19 protein-coding genes are annotated in these 17,800 nt (G+C 63.8%); 6 read left to right on the forward strand and 13 right to left on the reverse strand.

Annotation, left to right across the window (positions count from 1 at the left end):
• Positions 1–10 precede the first annotated feature (10 nt).
• From AC0L2O_RS02680 to AC0L2O_RS02690, 3 genes are all read right to left on the reverse strand, one after another.
• Positions 11–1,171, reverse strand: coding sequence for a winged helix-turn-helix domain-containing protein (locus AC0L2O_RS02680; RefSeq protein WP_473368580.1), 1,161 nt, complete (start codon positions 1,169–1,171; stop codon positions 11–13).
• Positions 1,172–1,289: 118 nt separating this feature from the next.
• On the reverse strand, positions 1,290–1,538 hold the full coding sequence (locus AC0L2O_RS02685) for a hypothetical protein (protein WP_473368581.1): 249 nt from the start codon (positions 1,536–1,538) through the stop codon (positions 1,290–1,292).
• A 118-nt stretch (positions 1,539–1,656) separates the two neighbouring features.
• Entirely contained in the window at positions 1,657–1,902 is a 246-nt protein-coding gene (locus AC0L2O_RS02690) for a hypothetical protein (protein WP_409190008.1), read from the reverse strand.
• A gap of 356 nt (positions 1,903–2,258) precedes the next feature.
• Here AC0L2O_RS02690 and AC0L2O_RS02695 point away from each other — a divergent pair, with 356 nt between their 5' ends.
• Positions 2,259–2,900, forward strand: a complete 642-nt coding sequence (locus AC0L2O_RS02695; RefSeq protein WP_409190009.1) for an OmpA family protein — start codon at positions 2,259–2,261, stop codon at positions 2,898–2,900.
• A 48-nt stretch (positions 2,901–2,948) separates the two neighbouring features.
• Here AC0L2O_RS02695 and AC0L2O_RS02700 read toward each other — a convergent pair whose 3' ends face one another.
• On the reverse strand, positions 2,949–4,229 hold the full coding sequence (locus AC0L2O_RS02700; RefSeq protein ID WP_473368582.1) for a phospholipid carrier-dependent glycosyltransferase: 1,281 nt from the start codon (positions 4,227–4,229) through the stop codon (positions 2,949–2,951).
• 201 nt (positions 4,230–4,430) lie between these two features.
• On the opposite strand from AC0L2O_RS02700, the gene AC0L2O_RS02705 reads away from it, so the two are divergent.
• Positions 4,431–5,132 carry a FecR family protein gene (locus AC0L2O_RS02705; protein WP_473368583.1) on the forward strand — a complete coding sequence of 234 codons (702 nt, stop codon included), beginning with the start codon at positions 4,431–4,433 and terminating at the stop codon, positions 5,130–5,132.
• Between the two features lie 2 nt (positions 5,133–5,134).
• Positions 5,135–6,253 (forward strand): hypothetical protein, encoded by a 1,119-nt coding sequence (locus AC0L2O_RS02710; RefSeq protein ID WP_369725944.1) that lies wholly within the window; start codon positions 5,135–5,137, stop codon positions 6,251–6,253.
• 132 nt (positions 6,254–6,385) lie between these two features.
• Here the strand turns inward: AC0L2O_RS02710 and AC0L2O_RS02715 are convergent, their stop codons facing one another.
• The 3 genes from AC0L2O_RS02715 to AC0L2O_RS02725 all read right to left on the reverse strand — a co-directional run bounded on the left by AC0L2O_RS02715 (position 6,386) and on the right by AC0L2O_RS02725 (position 7,979).
• Positions 6,386–6,874: a VOC family protein gene (locus AC0L2O_RS02715; RefSeq protein ID WP_473368584.1), complete on the reverse strand. Its 489-nt coding sequence runs from the start codon at positions 6,872–6,874 to the stop codon at positions 6,386–6,388.
• A gap of 43 nt (positions 6,875–6,917) precedes the next feature.
• Positions 6,918–7,340 carry a VOC family protein gene (locus AC0L2O_RS02720; RefSeq protein WP_473368585.1) on the reverse strand — a complete coding sequence of 141 codons (423 nt, stop codon included), beginning with the start codon at positions 7,338–7,340 and terminating at the stop codon, positions 6,918–6,920.
• 126 nt (positions 7,341–7,466) lie between these two features.
• Positions 7,467–7,979, reverse strand: coding sequence for a cupin domain-containing protein (locus tag AC0L2O_RS02725; protein ID WP_369725947.1), 513 nt, complete (start codon positions 7,977–7,979; stop codon positions 7,467–7,469).
• A 128-nt stretch (positions 7,980–8,107) separates the two neighbouring features.
• Here AC0L2O_RS02725 and AC0L2O_RS02730 point away from each other — a divergent pair, with 128 nt between their 5' ends.
• Positions 8,108–8,326 (forward strand): CsbD family protein, encoded by a 219-nt coding sequence (locus AC0L2O_RS02730; RefSeq protein WP_369725948.1) that lies wholly within the window; start codon positions 8,108–8,110, stop codon positions 8,324–8,326.
• A gap of 61 nt (positions 8,327–8,387) precedes the next feature.
• On the opposite strand, the gene AC0L2O_RS02735 is transcribed toward AC0L2O_RS02730, so the two are convergent.
• The 5 genes from AC0L2O_RS02735 to ggt all read right to left on the reverse strand — a co-directional run bounded on the left by AC0L2O_RS02735 (position 8,388) and on the right by ggt (position 14,600).
• A complete protein-coding gene (locus tag AC0L2O_RS02735) occupies positions 8,388–8,852 on the reverse strand; it encodes an FKBP-type peptidyl-prolyl cis-trans isomerase (RefSeq protein WP_473368586.1) in 465 nt (154 codons plus the stop codon).
• Positions 8,853–8,912: 60 nt separating this feature from the next.
• Positions 8,913–11,204 (reverse strand): xanthine dehydrogenase family protein molybdopterin-binding subunit, encoded by a 2,292-nt coding sequence (locus AC0L2O_RS02740; RefSeq protein WP_473368587.1) that lies wholly within the window; start codon positions 11,202–11,204, stop codon positions 8,913–8,915.
• On the reverse strand, positions 11,201–12,223 hold the full coding sequence (locus AC0L2O_RS02745; protein WP_473368588.1) for an FAD binding domain-containing protein: 1,023 nt from the start codon (positions 12,221–12,223) through the stop codon (positions 11,201–11,203). Before AC0L2O_RS02745 ends, AC0L2O_RS02740 begins: the two co-directional genes overlap by 4 nt.
• A gap of 4 nt (positions 12,224–12,227) precedes the next feature.
• A complete protein-coding gene (locus tag AC0L2O_RS02750) occupies positions 12,228–12,842 on the reverse strand; it encodes a (2Fe-2S)-binding protein (protein WP_473368589.1) in 615 nt (204 codons plus the stop codon).
• A gap of 171 nt (positions 12,843–13,013) precedes the next feature.
• On the reverse strand, positions 13,014–14,600 hold the full coding sequence (gene ggt, locus AC0L2O_RS02755) for a gamma-glutamyltransferase (RefSeq protein ID WP_473368590.1): 1,587 nt from the start codon (positions 14,598–14,600) through the stop codon (positions 13,014–13,016).
• 209 nt (positions 14,601–14,809) lie between these two features.
• Here ggt and trhO point away from each other — a divergent pair, with 209 nt between their 5' ends.
• A complete protein-coding gene (gene trhO, locus AC0L2O_RS02760; protein WP_473368591.1) occupies positions 14,810–15,577 on the forward strand; it encodes an oxygen-dependent tRNA uridine(34) hydroxylase TrhO in 768 nt (255 codons plus the stop codon).
• A complete protein-coding gene (locus AC0L2O_RS02765; protein WP_473368592.1) occupies positions 15,567–15,785 on the forward strand; it encodes a SlyX family protein in 219 nt (72 codons plus the stop codon). Before trhO ends, AC0L2O_RS02765 begins: the two co-directional genes overlap by 11 nt.
• 6 nt (positions 15,786–15,791) lie before the next feature.
• Here the strand turns inward: AC0L2O_RS02765 and AC0L2O_RS02770 are convergent, their stop codons facing one another.
• The gene (locus AC0L2O_RS02770) at positions 15,792–17,693 is read right to left on the reverse strand and encodes a sensor domain-containing diguanylate cyclase (protein WP_473368593.1); all 1,902 of its coding nucleotides are present in this window, start codon (positions 17,691–17,693) and stop codon (positions 15,792–15,794) included.
• Between the last annotated feature and the right edge of the window lie 107 nt (positions 17,694–17,800).

A 17,800-nucleotide genomic window follows, 5' to 3' on the forward strand; every position in this document is an offset into this window, starting at 1 on the left:
AAAGCGCATCTCACTCCGCCAGCTGAAACCGCTCGAAGCGATCGAGCTCGTCCTCGATCTTCTGCTTGAGCTCCTTGCGCCGCGCCGCCTTCTTGCCCTGCCCGACCCAAGTCCATTTCTGCATCAGCAGCTTTTTGTTCTGCCGGTCAGCCTTGAGGTCGAGCGCAGCGACGATCTCGTCGCCGACCAGCACCGGCAGCGCGAAATAACCGAGCTTGCGTTTTGCCTTGGGTACGTAGGCTTCGAACAGGTGATTGTAGCCAAAAATGAGACTGGTCCGCTTGCGCTGGATGATCAGGGGATCGAACGGCGAGAGGATGTGGACAAGATCCGCCGACACCTCGTCCGGCTCCAGCGCGGACGGCTGCGCCCAATGCTCCTGCTTGCCGGCGCCCTCGAGCGAAACCGGAACCAGTTCGCCGCGGCGAACGCGCGAGGCGATCAGAGCTGCCACCGCCTTCTTGCTCGGCGCGTCGAGGTGACAGACCGAATCGAGACTCACTACGCCCTGTGACCGCAATGCGCGGTCGAGCAGATAGGCCGTAATTTCCTTGGCCGATGCCGGCTTCGGCAATGTGTCCCAGCCGAAATGCCGCGTCATCAGCTCATAGGTCTTGAGCATGCCCTGGCGCTCGCTGACGGTGGCAACGCCGGTGTAGAAGGCGAGCTGCAACGCCCGCTTGGAGGGCTTTCGGCTCTGCCAGAGATGCTCCTTCTCGGTGAGCACGTCGTCCTCGATGTCGCGGATCGTCAGCGAGCCGGCGCGAAGCAGCCGCATCACCTTACGCGTGTCGGCCGGCTTGACCGACGCATACCATTTATGCCCCTCGCGGCGGTGCTCGCGCATCGCCGGCAGAAAGAAGCGAAAATCGCTCGACGGAACGTAGGACAGCGCATGGGTCCAGTATTCGAACACGCTCTTGTCGACACTCTGGGCGTGACGCAGATCGGCGCGGCGATAGGACGGGATGCGGCTGAACAGGATGTGATGGTGGCAACGCTCGATCACGTTGATGGTGTCGATCTGCACATAGCCGAGATGCGCAACTGCGTCCGCCACGGCCGCCGCGCCTTCCCCGAACGGCGCGCGCGTGTCGAGCCGTTGGGCATGCAGCCAGATCTGCCGGGCCTGTGTCGTCGGGAGCGGAAGCGGTTTGGGTGAGCGAGGCATTGCGAGGAGCAATGTAGCGGGATTCGCGCCGGGAGAAACAACTTGGGCAGAGCGACGGGTCGAAGAAAGGCCGCGCTGCCAGCTGGTGACAGCGCGGCCGGATGATGCGGCCTCGCGCCTATTTCATCATCATCGCCTTCTGCGCCTTCATGTAGTGCATGCAGGCGCTCTTCATCTTGGCATTGCTCATGTCGGTGTTGACCATGGCCATTTCCTTGTTCGCGGCCACCTTGGCGGGCGTGTCGGCAGGGCCGGACATCATGGCGGTCGATTTCATCAGGTTGGCGCTGGTGCACGCCATCATCGCGGCGGATGCGGGGGAAAGGGCAAACACGAGAAAGGCAGCGGCGGTGAGCAAGGTCTTCATCAAAAGTCTCCTCCGTAAAACGAAACCGGCGTCATGCCGGCCTTCGCAATTACGTATTCTCCAGCGACAACGTTTCGCGGAGAAGACAATTCTTTTGCTGCAGTGCGAAGCACGGCGGTCAGCGGCCGTCTTTGGGCGCTTTGGACCGGTCACCGAGGCTGCCGGTCGCGACATCGGGCTCGCAGGCGGCCTTGCCGCGCCCCTCGGACTGGCAGCGATAGACGCTGCCGGTGAGGCGGTCGACCAGCCACACGGTCTCGTCGTTCGGGGCCTCGAGGCCGACATAGCGGGACGTGAGACCTGTGATCAGCGTCGACAGCAGGATTGCCACCGCGATCATCGCCGCGCCGATATAGATGGGCATGGAGCTTACGGACACGGTCCGATCCGGCGGGCCATTGCGATAAAACTGATAGTCACTCGGCCTCGGCACGGGACGGAACTCGGCTCCTCTTGTCTGCAATTGTTGGATCAAGGTTTTCTGCTAGGCGCGCATCTGGCCAAATTCTTGTTCGCGAGCAGGCCACGCGACGACGCCTTTGCGACAATCGACGTACTTGGGTTTCCATCCAAAAGCGGCGTCCCGTCCCCACAAATCGAGGTAGGATGACCTCGCAGCCCCGTTGTCACCAACGTGATGAAGATCACATCTGGGCCTTTGAACCTACTCTATGCTCGCGGCATCAAATCGCCATCAGGCGTCACAGCGAGGTTACGACAATGACCCATTTCAACAAGTTTTTTGGACTGACGGTGATTACCCTCACGGCCGCACTGTCGCTGACAGCCGGCCTGGCTTTCGCCGGCGACACCAACGTCTCCTCCAGCCAGATCCTGGATGCGTTGAAGCCAAAGCCGGTGACCCGCGGCCTGTCCGTCGGTCCGCAGGCCGACCCGACGGCGCAGGCCAAGGAAGCGACGTTCCTCAACACCGTGCGCAACCGGCAGACCCGTTCGCTCTCGATGGGCGAGCGCGACCAGATCGCCGAGCTCGCCGCGACCAAGCCGAACATCGATCTGGAGATCCAGTTCGACTACAACTCGGCCGACATCGCCAAGACCTCGGTACCCTCGGTACAGGCCCTCGGCAAGGCGCTGTCCGATCCGTCGCTGAAGGGCTCGACCTTCGTGGTCGCCGGCCATACCGATGCGATCGGCACCGAAGAGTACAATCAGGGGCTCTCGGAACGCCGCGCCGACACCATCAAGAAGTACCTGGTGCAGAACTACGGCCTCAACGGCACCGATCTCGTCACCGTCGGCTATGGCAAGACCAAGCTGAAGGACGCTGCCAATGGCGCCGATCCCGTCAACCGCCGCGTCCAGGTCGTGAACATGGATACCAAGACGGCCTCGAAATAATCGCTGCGCGAAACACGCCGCCCGCCACGACGATGGCGGGCGGCGATGTCATATCCAGCTCTGAAACAGCATCAGGCGGTTGAACGTCTGCATCGACGTGCCGATGAACGCCGCCGAAATCGGCAGCATCACCGCAAAGCCTATCGCGGCGACGCCGACATAAGCCCATAACAGCCAGCGCGGCGACCCCTCTTTGGCCAGCACATAGACCAGCGCGAGCGAGGCCGCTGTTGCGGCCGGCAGATAATAATAGATGAAGCCCAGCGTACGCGGCAGCAACGCCCAGGCAAGCCAGGGCCCGAAATAGAACGCCGCGATCAGGAATGCATCCCACCGCCGCGCGACGATAAAGTCGCGGAGTACCACGGCGAGCGCGAGCAGCGCCGGCCAAAGCACCAGCGGATTGCCGAGGAAAACGACCGCCGCGACGTTGTCGTCGGCCGTCTTGTCGAACAGGAACCAGACCGGCCGCGCGAGCAACGGCCACGACGGCCACGAGCTCATATAAGTGTGGCCCGCGATCGCGGTGGTGGTGTTGTCGGCAAAGATCCGGCGCTGCGCCTCGATCAGATCCGACAGCGACAGACCGTAAAGTGGAACGAAGGCGGCGAGATATGTCAACGCCGGCAATAGCGCGAAGCAGAGCGCGACATGGTGCGCCCTGAAGTCGGGCCAGAGATCCGGCCGGTACCAGTCGCCCGGCCTGGCATCGGCAAACAGCGTGCGCCAGCTCCGCATCAGGCGGACCATGGCAACGATGACGACGCAGACGCCGAGCGGAAACAGCCCGCTCCATTTGCACGCGGCGGCGAGACCGAACAGCGCCCCGGCAAGCGCGAACAATGCATGCGGGCGCTCTCTTCGAAATCCGTGCATGAAGGCGGCGGTCGCGAGCAGGCCGAATCCAAGCGCGAAGATGTCGAGCATCGCGATGCGCGACTGGACGTACAGCATCTGGTTGAAGGCCCCGATCAGCGCGGCTGCGATCGCGGGGCCTTGTGCGGCAAACAGCGCGAGACCGCAGAGATAGATCGCCACGATCGCGAGTGCGCCAAACACCGTCGCCGGATAGCGCCAGCCGAGCGCATTATCGCCGAACGCCGCGATCGATGCTGCGATGATCTCTTTTGCCAGCGGCGGATGCATCGGATTGAGCACCGGCTGCGACAGCGTGGGGCCGAGCATCTGCCGCGCCGCGGGCACGTAATGCACCTCGTCGAACACCAATTTTTCCGGCGTTACGAGGCCGATCAGCAGCGCGAGATGTGCGGCTAGGAAAATCGCGACAGCAATCACTGCGCTCCGCGACAGCTTTGGAACTGCAGGCAATTGACCCGGCTTCTGTGAGGCTATTTTGCGTGGCAAATCTGCGTCACCGCGGACAAAAAAGATAACTCGCTCGCAGCATTGAACGCATTCTGCAGCGGCTGTCACTAAGCTAACGCGCGTCCTGCGCCGCTTGTGATAATTCTGCCACAACACAAATGCGCGCGGTCCGGTACGATCAGGGACATATCGATCGGTAGCGAAATGATTTTGCGTTCTTTGCTCTTCCCAATGCTGTTGTCGGCGTTGCTGTGCACAGCACCTTGCGCGCAGGCGCAGACCCGCGTCGGCGAAGCCGTCGTGGTCCAGAACGAAGTGGTGCGCCTCGCCGCGACCGCGACGCCGATCAATGTCGGCGACAGCATGCTGCGCGACGAGACCGTGCAGACCGGAGCCAACAGTGCGGCGCGCTTCGTCATGGCCGACAGCACCAACCTGTCGCTCGGGGCGAGCGCAACGTTGAAGCTCGATCGCACCGTCTTCAACGACGAGCACAGCTATCGCGACGTCGCGATCCGCATGACGACCGGTGCATTCCGCTTCGTCACCGGGCATTCGGAGAAGACCGCCTACAAGATCACGACGCCGCTCGCGACCATCGGCGTGCGCGGCACCACGCTCGACATCCTGTCCCAGCGCGGTCGCTCCGTCGTCGTGCTTCAGGAGGGGGCCGCCAGCGTCTGCACGCTGAGCTTCCAATGCGTGCAGCTCATCCAGCCCGGCGATACCGCGATCATCACCTCGAGCGGCGGCAAGATCAGCATCGCCAAGACCAACACACCGCCCTGGACTTTCGCCGCCAACTGCGCCGCGAGTGCCGGGCTGTGCGCGGTCAACCAATATGCCGACGCCTCGCCGACCATCACGCCCGCCGTCCATGACGACGGCATGCTGTGCGGGCGCTGATCATGACGAAACTCCGGATGCGGCGCTTCGTTCTCCTGGCTGCGCTCACCACAGCCGGGACGTTCTTGCTGCTGGCAGCCCAGTTGCAGCCGGTGGCGGCCCAGACGCCGACGCCTACGCCGACTTACACGCCCACACCTACGCCTACGCCCACGGCGACACCGACACCGACGCCGACCCCGAGCGCTTCACCATCGCTAAGTCCGAGTCCGTCGCCGACGCCGACCGGCGCCGATTCCAGCGGCAATTCGATCGGCGGCCTCGCCAACCAGCGCTTCAACCAGATGATCACCAACCGGGTGCTCGGCACTGTGCTGCTCGGTGTGAACGAGCAGGTCAATTGCAGCGACTGCGTCAGCGCGTTCGGCTCGGCCGGCTCGTTCTCCGCCGGCATCCACGGCCGCAAGGAGCTCACCAATAACCTGTCGCTGCTCGCCGGCATCGCCTACACGCAATACAGCGAGGGCGGTTACAACATCACCAGCGCGCCGATCGGCGCCTTCGCGCTGCGCTATGACTTCACCGACTGGGGCACGTCGCGCCCGTTCTTCGACATCGGCACGATCCTGACCCCCTGGGAGAAAGCGCGCTACACCCGCAGCTACAACACCAGCCTCGGACCGGTGAGCGTCACGAGTTCGACCAACGCCGCGAATTACGCGGTCTACGGCCGTGCCGGCTGGATGAGCCGGCTGTCACCCCGCGACGAAATCGCAGCGTCCATCGAAGTCTGGCAGCTCTGGCAGCGCGTATCCGGCTACGCGGACAACATGGCGGCGTTCAATCCGTTCGACGCCACCATTGCGACCGGCACCGACCGCACCAGCCTGGTCAAGATCGGCGGCCAGTGGACCCATCTCTACGGCAGCAACATCGAAGCCAACCTCAATGGCGGCTGGGTGCAGTCGTTCGCGTCCCACAGCGGCATCGTCGCCACCGTGACCGGCGATGGCACGGTGGTCCCGACGATGGGCAACCAGGGCTGGTTCGAATATGGCGGCCGCCTCGGCTTCCGGGTGCAGAAGGGCTGGATCGTGGACCTGTTTGCAAACGGCACGCTCGGTCCGCAGCCAGTGGGCAACACCATCCACGGCGGCGTCGGGCTACGGATCAATTACTGAGACGCATCGCCGAAGCACCGTCTCGTAGGGTTGGCAAAGCGAAGCGTGCCCACCACTTGTCACTCCGTGGCGGAAAGACGGTGGGCACGGCGCAGGAGCTCCTTTGCCCGCCCTACGGTAGCTGTGCTGAGATCACGCTGCCGATTTGCCCTCGAATGCGCGGCGCAAGGCCTCGACATCCAGCTTGACCATCTTCATCATCGCTTGCATTGCGCGGGCGGCCGCAGGCCTGTCCGAGCTCGAGAGAAATTCGAACATCACTTTCGGCACGACCTGCCACGACACGCCGTAACGGTCATTGAGCCAGCCGCACTGCTGCGCCTTGCCGCCATGGGCGAGGAACGCATTCCATACGCTGTCGACCTGGGCCTGATCGTCGCAATGGATCATCAGCGAGAGCGCGTGGGTGTACTCCATCTTCATCCCGCCATTGAGCGCGATTAGCGGCTGTCCGGCCACCGTGAACTCGACGACGAGTACCGAGCCCTCCCTACCCGACGGGTTGTCGGTGACGTTGCGCTGGACGTGCGTGATCTCCGAATTCGGCACCAGCGACACGTAGAATTTCGCGGCTTCTTCGGCGTCGCCGTTGAACCACATGCAGGGCACGACCTTGGACATTTGCGAAGGCTCCTCTTCCGGATTCGATTTTGTCGAGCTTCAATCAGGCCATCGCGGGTTGGGCGGGGGCAGCCGCGAGGTCCATCCAGTTCACGCCCCACATATGACCATCCGGATCCTCAAAGCTGCGGCCGTACATGAAGCTGTATTCGTCGACCGGGCTCGGATCGGCCATCCCGCCTGCAGCCTCGGCCTTACCCACGATAGCGTCCACCTCGTCGCGGCTGTCCGCGGAGAGACAGAGCAAAACCTGATTCGAGGTCTTGGCATCCGCGATCGGCTTCGGCGTGAACTGACGGAATTTGTCGTGGGTCAGCAGCATGGCGTAGATGGTCTCGGAAAAGACCATGCACGACGCCGTGTCGTCGCTGAATTGCGGGTTCCTGACCGCGCCAACCGCCTCATAGAACGCCGTGGCGCGCTTGAGGTCGGTCACCGGCAGGTTGACGAAGATCATCTTGGGCATCGGAAGCTCCTTGCGAGGGGTTCTGCCCAAGGACGGACGGCCAGACGGCCATCCGACACGGCTTCCTATTATTTTTTTTGACCAGCCCGCCCGTTACGCATGAACGGCGAAAGCCGGCAGCAGGCGTTACTTCGTCTCGTTGGGATCCCGGTGCACCGGATCGATCCACAGCACGTTCTCGGGCTTCTCGACCGGCTCGATATCGAGGTTGATTGCGACCGCCTCACCGTCGCTGCGCACCAGCACGCATTCCAGCACCTCGTCGGGGCTGGCGTTGATCTCCTGATGCGGCACGTAGGGCGGAACGAAGATGAAATCGCCGGGGCCGGCCTCGGCGGTGAACTGCAGGCTCTCGCCCCAGCGCATCCGCGCCTTCCCCTTCACGACGTAAATGACGCTTTCGAGATGGCCGTGGTGATGCGCGCCGGTCTTGGCATCCGGCTTGATGCTGACGGTGCCCGCCCATAATTTCTGTGCGCCGACGCGGGCGAAATTGATCGCGGCCGCGCGGTCCATCCCTGGCGTGGACGGCACGTTGGTATCGAGCTGGTTGGCGGGAATGACGCGCACACCGTCATGTTTCCAGCGATCGTCATGATCGTGTGCATGGTGCGGATGTGTGTGGTCATGGCCGGTCATCTGGACTGCTTTCTGTTGGTTCCGTGCCGTCGCAAACTAGCTCAAGGTCGCGCCGGCAAGCCATACCAAAATCGGAACTCTCCCAGCCATGAAACGTTGTCTCCATAAGCAAAACGAAGGAGAGTTTCATGGGTAGCACCACCGACAAGATCAAAGGCAGCACGAATGAGGCGATCGGCAAGGCCAAGCAGGGCATCGGCGAAGCCACCGGTTCGGACCGCATGAAGGGCGAAGGCGCGGTTCAGGAAGTGAAGGGCAAGGGCCAGCAGGCCATGGGTGACGCCAAGGACGCCGCGAAGGACGCGACGGACCGGGCCGCCGCCGCGGCAAAGCGCGCAGCCGACTAACGAGCGCAGGCTTGCATGCGAAAAGACCGGCCGCAAGGCCGGTCTTTTTTGTTGGCGGGTTTCATTTCACCCCAAGCAATTCCACGTCGAACATCAGCGTCGCATTCGGCGGGATCACGCCACCGGCGCCGCGCGCGCCGTAGCCGAGTTGCGGCGGAATGATCAGCGTGCGCTTGCCACCGACCTTCATCGAGGCAACGCCTTCATCCCAGCCGGCAATGACGCGGCCCTTGCCGATCGGAAACTCGAACGGCTCGTTGCGATCGACCGAGGAGTCGAATTTCTTGCCCTTCTGGCCGTTCTCGTACAGCCAGCCGGTATAGTGCATCACGCAAATCTGACCCGCTTTTGGCGAGGCACCAGTGCCGGCGACGCTGTCGATGATCTGCAAGCCTGAAGCTGTGGTCATGGTCTTCCCTGCGGTCTGGGCCGAGGCCGTGGTGGAAACGAAGCTGGACACGCCGCCGATCATTGCGATCGCGAGTGCCGACATGATGGCGAGGAGCACGCGTTGGAAACGCTGCATAAGGCACCTTCCGTTCGAGGCGGGAGGTGTCTAGCCCAACGCGGGAGTGGTTTCCACCCCTCAAACCTCGATATTTTCCAACCGCACCGGCAGCTTGCGGATGCGCTGACCGGTGGCGTGATAAATCGCGTTGCAAATCGCGGCGTTGGTGCCGACATTGGCAAGTTCGCCGAGGCCTTTCGCGCCGGCCGGGTTGATGTGATCGTCCTGCTCGGACAGCAGGATGACCTCGACGCCGGGCACGTCGGCATTCACCGGCACGAGATAATCGGCGAAATTGTCGTTGACATAGCGCGCGGTGCGCTCGTCAATCTCGGTGGCCTCGAGCAGCGCCGAGGACATGCCCCAGATCAGACCGCCCATGAGCTGGCTGCGCGCCGTCCGCGGATTCATGATGCGTCCAGCCGCGAAGGCGCCGACCAGGCGCGGCGCACGGATTTCACGCGTGAAGCGGTTGATCCTGATCTCGACGAACTCCGCACCGAAGGCGTAGGCGATCTTGTCTTTCATTTGATGGCCGCCGACCAGCCGCGCGTGCCCGCTGTGCATGGCCTTGAAGGAATCCAGTGGCGCTCCGTCCGGCTTCCACTCGCCATACTCCTCGACCACGCCAACGCCGAGCGCGTCGAAGGCTTTCTCGATGTCGAGCGGGCGATCGCTCTTCGCCGCCTGGGCTGTCGCCGTCTGTCCCATGCCGATCGTCTCCTTGGCCCGGTCCGTCAGGCTGTCGTTCGGCATGACTGCCTTGAACAGCCGTTGGCGGACCTGATCGCAGACCATCATCACGGCCGAACAGGTGCTGGCCGTCGAGTTCGAGCCGCCCGCGACCGGCGCCGGTGGCAAATCGCTGTCGCCCAGGAAAACCGAGACCCGCTCCAACGGCACCCCAAGCCGTTCGGCTGCGGTCTGCGCGATGATGGTATAGGCGCCGGTGCCGATCTCGTGGCCGGCGATCTCGACCCGGGTGCGGCCGTCGCGCTGGAGGCGCACGCGCGCCGCGGAGGGCGCCATCTGGGTCGGATAGCAGGTGGCCGCGCAGCCGTAGCCGATCAGCCAATCGCCGTCCGACATCGATTTCGGCGCCGTTGAACGCTGGGACCAGCCGAACGCTTTCGCGGCCTCGTCGAAGCACACCATCAGCGACCGCGACGTGTACGGCTTGCCGGTAATCGGCTCATTGGTGGTGTCGTTGACGCGGCGAAGCTCGACCGGATCCATGTTCAGTTTGACGGAAAGCTCGTCCATCGCGCTTTCCAGCGCGAACATGTAAGGCACCTCGGGGGGCGAGCGCATGAAGCCGGGCGTATTGCGGTCGGCCCGCACGATCGACACCAGGCTGTCGACATTGGGGCAGGCATAGAGCCGCGTCGTCGTTTTGGTGCCGCCGACGCAATAGGCGTCCGGACGCGACGAGACTTCGGCGCCTTCGTGCCTGAGCGCGACCAGCTTGCCGTCGCGGCTGGCGCCGAGCTTGATCTGATGCCGCGTCTCGGCGCGATAGGTTGCGATGGTGAAACCCTGGTCGCGTGGCGGGACCAGCTTGATCGGCCGATTCAAGCGCCTGGCGATGGCAGCGATGATGGCGGTGCGCGGCGTCATCGAGCCGCGCGAACCGAAGCCGCCGCCGACATAGGGATTGACCACACGCACCTTGTCGGCATCGATGCCGAGCTGCTCGGCCACGCCGTTCTTCAAGCCATAGACGTACTGGCTCGGTTCGTAGATGACGAGGTCGTCGCCCATCCAGGCGCAGCTCGTGGAAAACAGCTCCATCGGATTGTGGTGCTGCGTCGGCGTGTCGTAGGAGGCAGTCAGCTTGACCTCGGCTTGATCGAACGCCTTGGCGAAGTCGCCGACCTGCGGGTCTTCCTTGAATTGCGAGTTCTGGCCTTTCGCAGCGGCTTTCGTCGCCCCCGGTGAACCGAAGCTGGCGCTCGGCGTTACGGGCGCATAGCTGACCTTGACGCGGTTGGCGGCCTCGCGCGCAGCCTCGTAGCTTTCGGCAATAACCACCGCGATGATCTGGCCGTCATGGGCGATCTCAGCCGATTTCAGCGGCTGGATCGTGGTGCCGGCGTAGCCGCCATTGCTGAAGAGCTTGGACTCTTTTAGTTCCGGTGCGTTCTGATGCGTGACGATGTCGATGACGCCGCGGACGCGCATGGCATCATCCAAATCGAAGCGGTCGACGCGGCCCTTGGCGATCGCACTGGTGACCAGGAATGCGTAGCCCGGATTGGCCAGCGGCATATCGGACGCATAGGTCGCCCGGCCCGTGACCTTTGAAACGGCGTCGTAACGCGGCGCGGGCTGGCCCATATTGGCCTTCGGCTCGGGAGCAGCAACGATCATGATCTGATCTCCATTGTTGCGGCCTGCGCAAGCGCGCGTGCCACCACGCGCTTGCCGAGCGCAATCTTGAAGCCGTTGTGCTGGCGCGCCTTGGCGTCTGCAAAGGCTGCATCGGCGGCGCGCTCTGCCAGGCCGTCATCGAACTTCTGGCTCTTCAGCAGGGCCTCGGTTTCGCGTGCGCGCCACGGCACAGTGGCGACACCGCCGATCGCAACACGCGCGTCCCTGATCACGCCATCCTGCACGTCAAGCGCCACCGCAGCCGAAGACAGCGCGAATTCATAGGACTGCCGGTCGCGTGCCTTGAGATAGACCGAGCGCGGCCAGCGCCCGGGGATGGAAAACGCCGAGATCAGCTCGCCAGGCTGAAGCGTCGTCTCGATCTCGGGTGTCGTGCCAGGTGGCTTGTGCAACTCGGCAAACGCAATGCTACGGCTGCCGGATTTGCCGGTGATTTCAACCGCGGCATCGAGTGCAATCAAGGCCTGCGCCAAATCGCCAGGATATGTCGCGATGCACCGATCCGAAGTGCCGAGCACCGCATGCATGCGGTTGACGCCGTCCATCGCCGCACAGCCGGAGCCAGGATTCCGCTTATTGCAGTTCTCATAAGAAATATCGCGAAAATAGCTGCAACGCGTCCGCTGCATCACGTTGCCGCCAAGCGTCGCCATGTTGCGCAACTGGGCACTGGCGGCAAGCTTCAGCGAGTTCGCGATCACCGGATAATTGCGCTCGATCTCGCTATGCGCGGCAACATCGGACATCTTTGCGAGCGCGCCGAGCCTCAAGCTCTCGCCGCCAGTCTCGATTGCCGACCAGCCTTGCGCGAGCGGATTGATATCGACAATCGCGGTGGGCCGCATCACGTCGAGCTTCATCAAATCGATCAGTGTGGTCCCACCCGCAAGCGGCTGCGCGGCGGCCTGGGTCAGCGGATTATCGGCCGCCGCGGCTGCGCTGAGCAGCTGTACGGCCATGTTCGGGTCTGTTGCTCGTTGATAGAGAAAGGATCGCATGAACCTATCCTTTCATGATCTCAGGCGCGGCCTGCTTCACGGCGGCGACGATATTGGGATAGGCGGCGCAGCGGCAGATATTGCCGCTCATATATTCGCGGATGTCGGCGTCGCTGCCGGCATGTCCCTCTTTCACGCAGGCTATCGCCGACATGATCTGTCCCGGCGTGCAGTAACCGCACTGGAATGCATCGTTGTCGACAAAGGCCTGTTGCATCGGATGCAGGCGATCGCCGGTGGCGAGACCTTCGATCGTGGTGATCTCCTGGCCCTCCGCCGCGAGCGCGAGCGTCAGGCAGGACACCACGCGTCGCTCGCCGATCAGCACCGTACAGGCGCCGCATTGGCCGTGATCGCATCCCTTCTTGCTGCCGGTCAGTCCGAGATGCTCCCGCAAGGCATCGAGAACGGTGGTGCGGGCGTCGATGTGCAGGCGCTTGTCTTGCCCGTTCACGCGCAAGGTGACGTCGACGGGCAGCGTCGGGTCCTGAGCGGTTGGCGACTGAGCGCCTTCGGCAACGGCGCGCGCGGTCATGGGAATGAGCGCGCTGCCTGCGACACCGGCCATGAAGGCGCGCCGATCGAAACCTACGTTTCTGGAACCTGTCTTGTCGCGCATGACGGCCTCCGCCGCTTCGAGACAGCAGCGCACGTCTGCGCCGCTCATCGCCCCTTAACTTGGAGCAACGAGCGCAGTTCCGGAACAAGAAAGGGTGAACGCAGCAAATGCCGCGTCGCCCTCCGTCAACTTTTGCTGATCTCGCGTGAGGAACTCGGCCTCCGCAAGCCATCAATAGCCGAGTGCGCAGCCGTCCTTGCGCGGATCGGAACCGCCGGTGAGCGTGCCCTTGTCCCAGTCGATCCAGATCGCCTGCGCGCCGCCGAGCGGGCCGACCACGCTGGTGGTCTTGTGGCCGAGCTTCTTGAGGCCTTCGACGATCTCGGCCGGCACGCTGTCCTCGAGTTGATATTGGCCCTCGTAATGCAGGCCGCGCGGCATATCGATCGCCTCCTGCACGTCGCAGCCATAGTCAAGGATGTTGGTCACCACACGGGTCTGGCCGACCGGCTGGTACTGGCCGCCCATCACCGCGAACGGCATCACGGACCGGCCAGCCTTGGTGAGCAGGCTCGGCATGATCGTGTGCAGCGGGCGCTTGCCGCCGGCGATGCTGTTCGGGTGGCCCGGCTGGATACGGAAGCCGCCGGCGCGGTTCTGGAACAGCACGCCGGTGTTGTTGGAGACGATCGCCGAGCCGAAGGAATGCGCGATCGAATTGATGAACGAGCAGACGTTGCGGTCCTTGTCCACCACGGTGATGTAGATGGTCGAGGGATTCATCGGCGGCGCGACGTTCGGCAGGTCGAGCATGCCGTCCATCCGGATCTTGCTGATGTGCTCGTCGGCAAATTCCTTGGCGAGGATCCTGGCCACCTCGATCTGCATGTGCTCGGGATCGGCGACATGCAACTCGCGATTCATGTAGGCGATGCGCGCGGCCTCGGCTTCGAGATGGAAGCGCTCGACGCTGAGGGGCGCGTATTTCGTCAGGTCGAAGCGCGACAGGATGTTCAGCATCAGCAGCATGGTGAGGCCGGGTCCGTTCGGCGGGCATTGCCAAACATCATAGCCCTTGTACATCGTGCCGATCGGGGTCGTCGTCTCGGTCGTGTGCGCGGCGAAATCGTCCAGCGTGTGCAGGCCCCCGATTCCGCGCAGGGTCTCGACCATGTCCTCCGCGATCGGGCCCTTGTAGAAGGCATCGCGGCCATCCTTCGCGATCGCGCGCAGCGTCTTGCCGAGCTCGGCCTGGCGGATGACATCTCCGGCGACCGGCGGCTTGCCGTGCGGAAGGAGATAGCGCTGGGTATTGGTGCCGTTCTTCAACTTCTCGAACTGGTTCTTCCAGTCGAAGGCGATGCGGGGCGCAACGACGTAGCCCTCCTCGGCCGCCTTGATCGCCGGCTGGAGCAGCCGGTCGAAGCCGAACTTGCCGTGGTCGCGCAGCACCATCGCAAAGGCGTCGATCACGCCGGGGATCGAAACCGCATGCGCCGAAGTCAGCGGCACGGAGCTCATCTTGCGCTCGAGATACCAGTCGGCGTTCGCGGCTTTCGGGGCACGGCCGGAGCCGTTATAGGCCACGATCTTGCCCTCGCCGCGCGGTTGGATCAGCGCAAAACAATCGCCGCCGATGCCGGTCGATTGCGGCTCGATCACGCCGAGCAAGGCCGAGCCCGCCACCGCCGCATCCACCGCCGTGCCGCCCTCGCGCAGCACCTCGATGGCGGCGAGCGACGCCAGCGGATGCGAGGTCGCGACCATCGCGTTGGTGGCGTGGACCGTGGACCGGCCGGGGAAGTGGAAATTTCTCATGCGAATTCTTGCTCTCCGAGGCCGCTGGCTAAGTCCTGGCGCGCGCGTCCCGCGCCAGTTTGAAAACCGGGTCTTCATGGCACATTCCACCCCGCCCGGGCAATGCTGGCATACCACGGAAATGGCTGCCATCCGCTAGGCGTATAGGCCTTTCGCGCACCGCAACCATGCGGGTTTTCTGCGCGCGGGCCGCCTGCTAAACGGGCGGCATGATTTACAAGGTTGCCGCCTTCTATCAATTCGCCGCCCTGCCCGATTACCGCGAGCTGCGCGAGCCGCTGCGCGCATTCTGCGCTGGCCTGGCGCTGAGGGGCAGCGTGCTGCTGGCTCAGGAAGGCCTCAACGGCACGATCGCGGGCGCGCCCGACGCAATCGACGCCTTCACCCATGAGCTCGCCCATGGCGACCTGTTTGGCGGCAGGCTGAACAATCTCGAATTGAAGTTCTCGACCGCCGCGGCGATGCCGTTCGGCCGGCTCAAGGTGCGGCTGAAGAAGGAGATCGTCACGCTCGGAGACGAGGCCGCCGATCCAACGCGGCAGGTCGGCACTTACGTCGATGCCGCCGAGTGGAACGCGCTGATCTCGGCACCGGACACGCTGGTGCTCGACACCCGCAACGCATTCGAAGTGGCGATGGGAACGTTCGAGGGCGCGGTCGATCCCGAGATCAGGAGCTTTGGCCAGTTCAAGGATTTTGCCGCCGAGCGGCTCGATCCGGCGAAGCACCGCAAGATCGCGATGTTCTGCACCGGCGGCATCCGTTGCGAGAAGGCGAGCGCGCATCTGCTCGCGCGCGGCTTTGCCGAGGTCTATCATCTCAAGGGCGGCATCCTCAAATATCTCGAAGAGGTGCCGGAAGCGCAGAGCCGCTGGCGCGGCGAATGCTTCGTGTTCGATGAGCGCGTGGCGCTCGGGCATGGATTGCGCGAATTTGGATCGCGCGAACGGGACAAGGACGCGGCACGTGACGAATGAGATCAAGGCGCTCGCTGAGCGCGTCGACACGCTGGAAGCGCGCCTGGCCTATCAGGACGACATCATCGAGAGCCTGAACCAGACCATCACCGCGCAATGGAAGCAGATCGACGCGGTGACGCGACAGCTCGCGCAACTCGGCGAGCGGCTGCAAGAGGCCGAGGCGAATGCGCCGGGGCCTGCCAACGAACGCCCACCGCATTATTGAGCGGGACTATTGTCCAGACGCCTTGAGCAGCAGGTTCATGACCTCGCCTGACATCATCAGGCGGTCGCGGCCGGCGTCCTTGGCGGCGTAAAGCGCGCGGTCGGCGGCCTCCACCAGCGATCCCGTGCCCGCGGTACGCTCCAGCGCCGGCCGGCAGGCCGCACCGCCCACCGAGACGGTGACGGATGCCACCGGATTGGAGGCATGAACCAGCCCGGCATCGCGGACGGCGCTGCGGATCCGCTCGCCGATCCGGCCACAGCCCGCGGCATCGGTGTTCGGCAGCAACATGGCGAATTCCTCGCCGCCATAACGCGCCGCGAGATCGCCGACGCGCTGCATCTCGGCCGCGATGATTTTCGCGACAACGCGCAAACAGGCGTCGCCGGCGGGATGGCCGTACTCGTCGTTGTAGGACTTGAAGTGATCGACGTCGATCATCAACAGCCCGAGGCTGGAGCGATCGCGGTAGGCGCGCGCCCATTCCTCGTTCAGCCGCTCGTCGAAGCGGCGGCGGTTGGCAAGGCCCGTGAGGCTGTCCTCGATCGCGAGCGTCTCAAGCCTTGTCTCCAGCTTCTTCTGCTCGGTGATGTCGCGCGAGATCGCGACCACGCCATCGGCGCTGCCGTTGTCCTTGCGCGTCACCCGCATGGTTGATTCCAGCCAGACCTCGGATTTCTGCCGATGCACGTTGCGGTAGGTGACGCGCGCTTCGTCCTTCTCGCCGCGCTTCATGGCGTCGATGATGGCCTGAACCTGCGGCAGGTCCTCCGGATGGACGCCCGCGAGCGCGGGCGTGCCGATCAGTTGATTGGCGCGCCAGCCGACGACGCGGTTCGACGACGGCGAAACATAGCGCAGACGCTCGTCGAGCCCGATCCGGGTGACCATGTCGCTGGAGCCTTCCGCGAGCAGGCGGAAATGCGCTTCCTTCTCGACCAGGGCGGCGGCCATGTGCTGGCCGCGTTGCAGCTGCCGCACCAGCACCGCGCCGATGACGGCAATCAGCATCACCAGCGCGAGCACATAGAGCATGCGGGAAATCGCGGCGGCACGCCACGGCGCGAGCAGCTCGTCCTTGTCGACCGTCGCGAGCAGGACGAACGGATAGCGGCCGGACCGCTTGAAGAAGCTGACGCGCTCGATGCCATCCAGTGGCGACTTGAAATGAGAGGTGCCACTCGGCCGTAGCAGGCTTGGGTCCCGGAACAGCGGGGTGTCACCGACGTTGCGGCCGACGAATCGTTCGTTGCTCGGGTTGCGCGCGATGATGAAGCCATCGCCGTGAATCAGCGTCACGGAACTGTTGCGGCCGATCTCGAACTGCTCGTAGAAATGCGAAAGATATTTCGAGCTGATCGCCGCCAGCACCACGCCACCGAAACTGCCGTCCGGCTTGTTGAAACGGCGCGACAGGGTGACCACCCATTCGCCGTCCAGAAGGCTCTTCACGGGGTGGCCGATATGGGCCTCGCGCTTGGGCGAGAGCTGATGGTAACGAAAGAAGGCGTCGTCGCTGAGCGTGGAGGCAATGGTGCCGGGCGAGGTCAGCCAGTTGCCATGCTCGTCGATGATGGCGAGGCTGTGGATGCGCTCGATCGCCTTCTTGCGCACCTCAAGCAGGCTGCGCAGCTTCGTGATCGTGGCGAGGTCGGTACCGTCCATCTCCAGCCGGCTGACGACGCCGACAACACCGGAATCCAGGAGATCGAGACTGTCCTCGGCATGCTGCGTCAGGGAGCGGGCGACGTTCGCCATCTCCGTCTCGGCGCCTTTGAGCACCGCGTCGCGTGCCGCCCATTCACGCCAGCCGCTGATGCTGAGGATCGCCACGCAAGTGAGCACGACAAAGGCTGCCGCGCGCAGCGGCAGGCGGCTCGATCCGACTCTTTGTGAGACGACGTTCATGCGGCAGAAATCTCCGATCGCCGGACCTTCTGCCGCTTCTGTTATTGAACCCTGAAACGCTTGCCGACATTTCCGGGTTTTCCCGTACTCCTACGGACCAAAGCGTC

The sequence above is a fragment of the Bradyrhizobium sp. Kon10 genome (genome assembly GCF_055807395.1).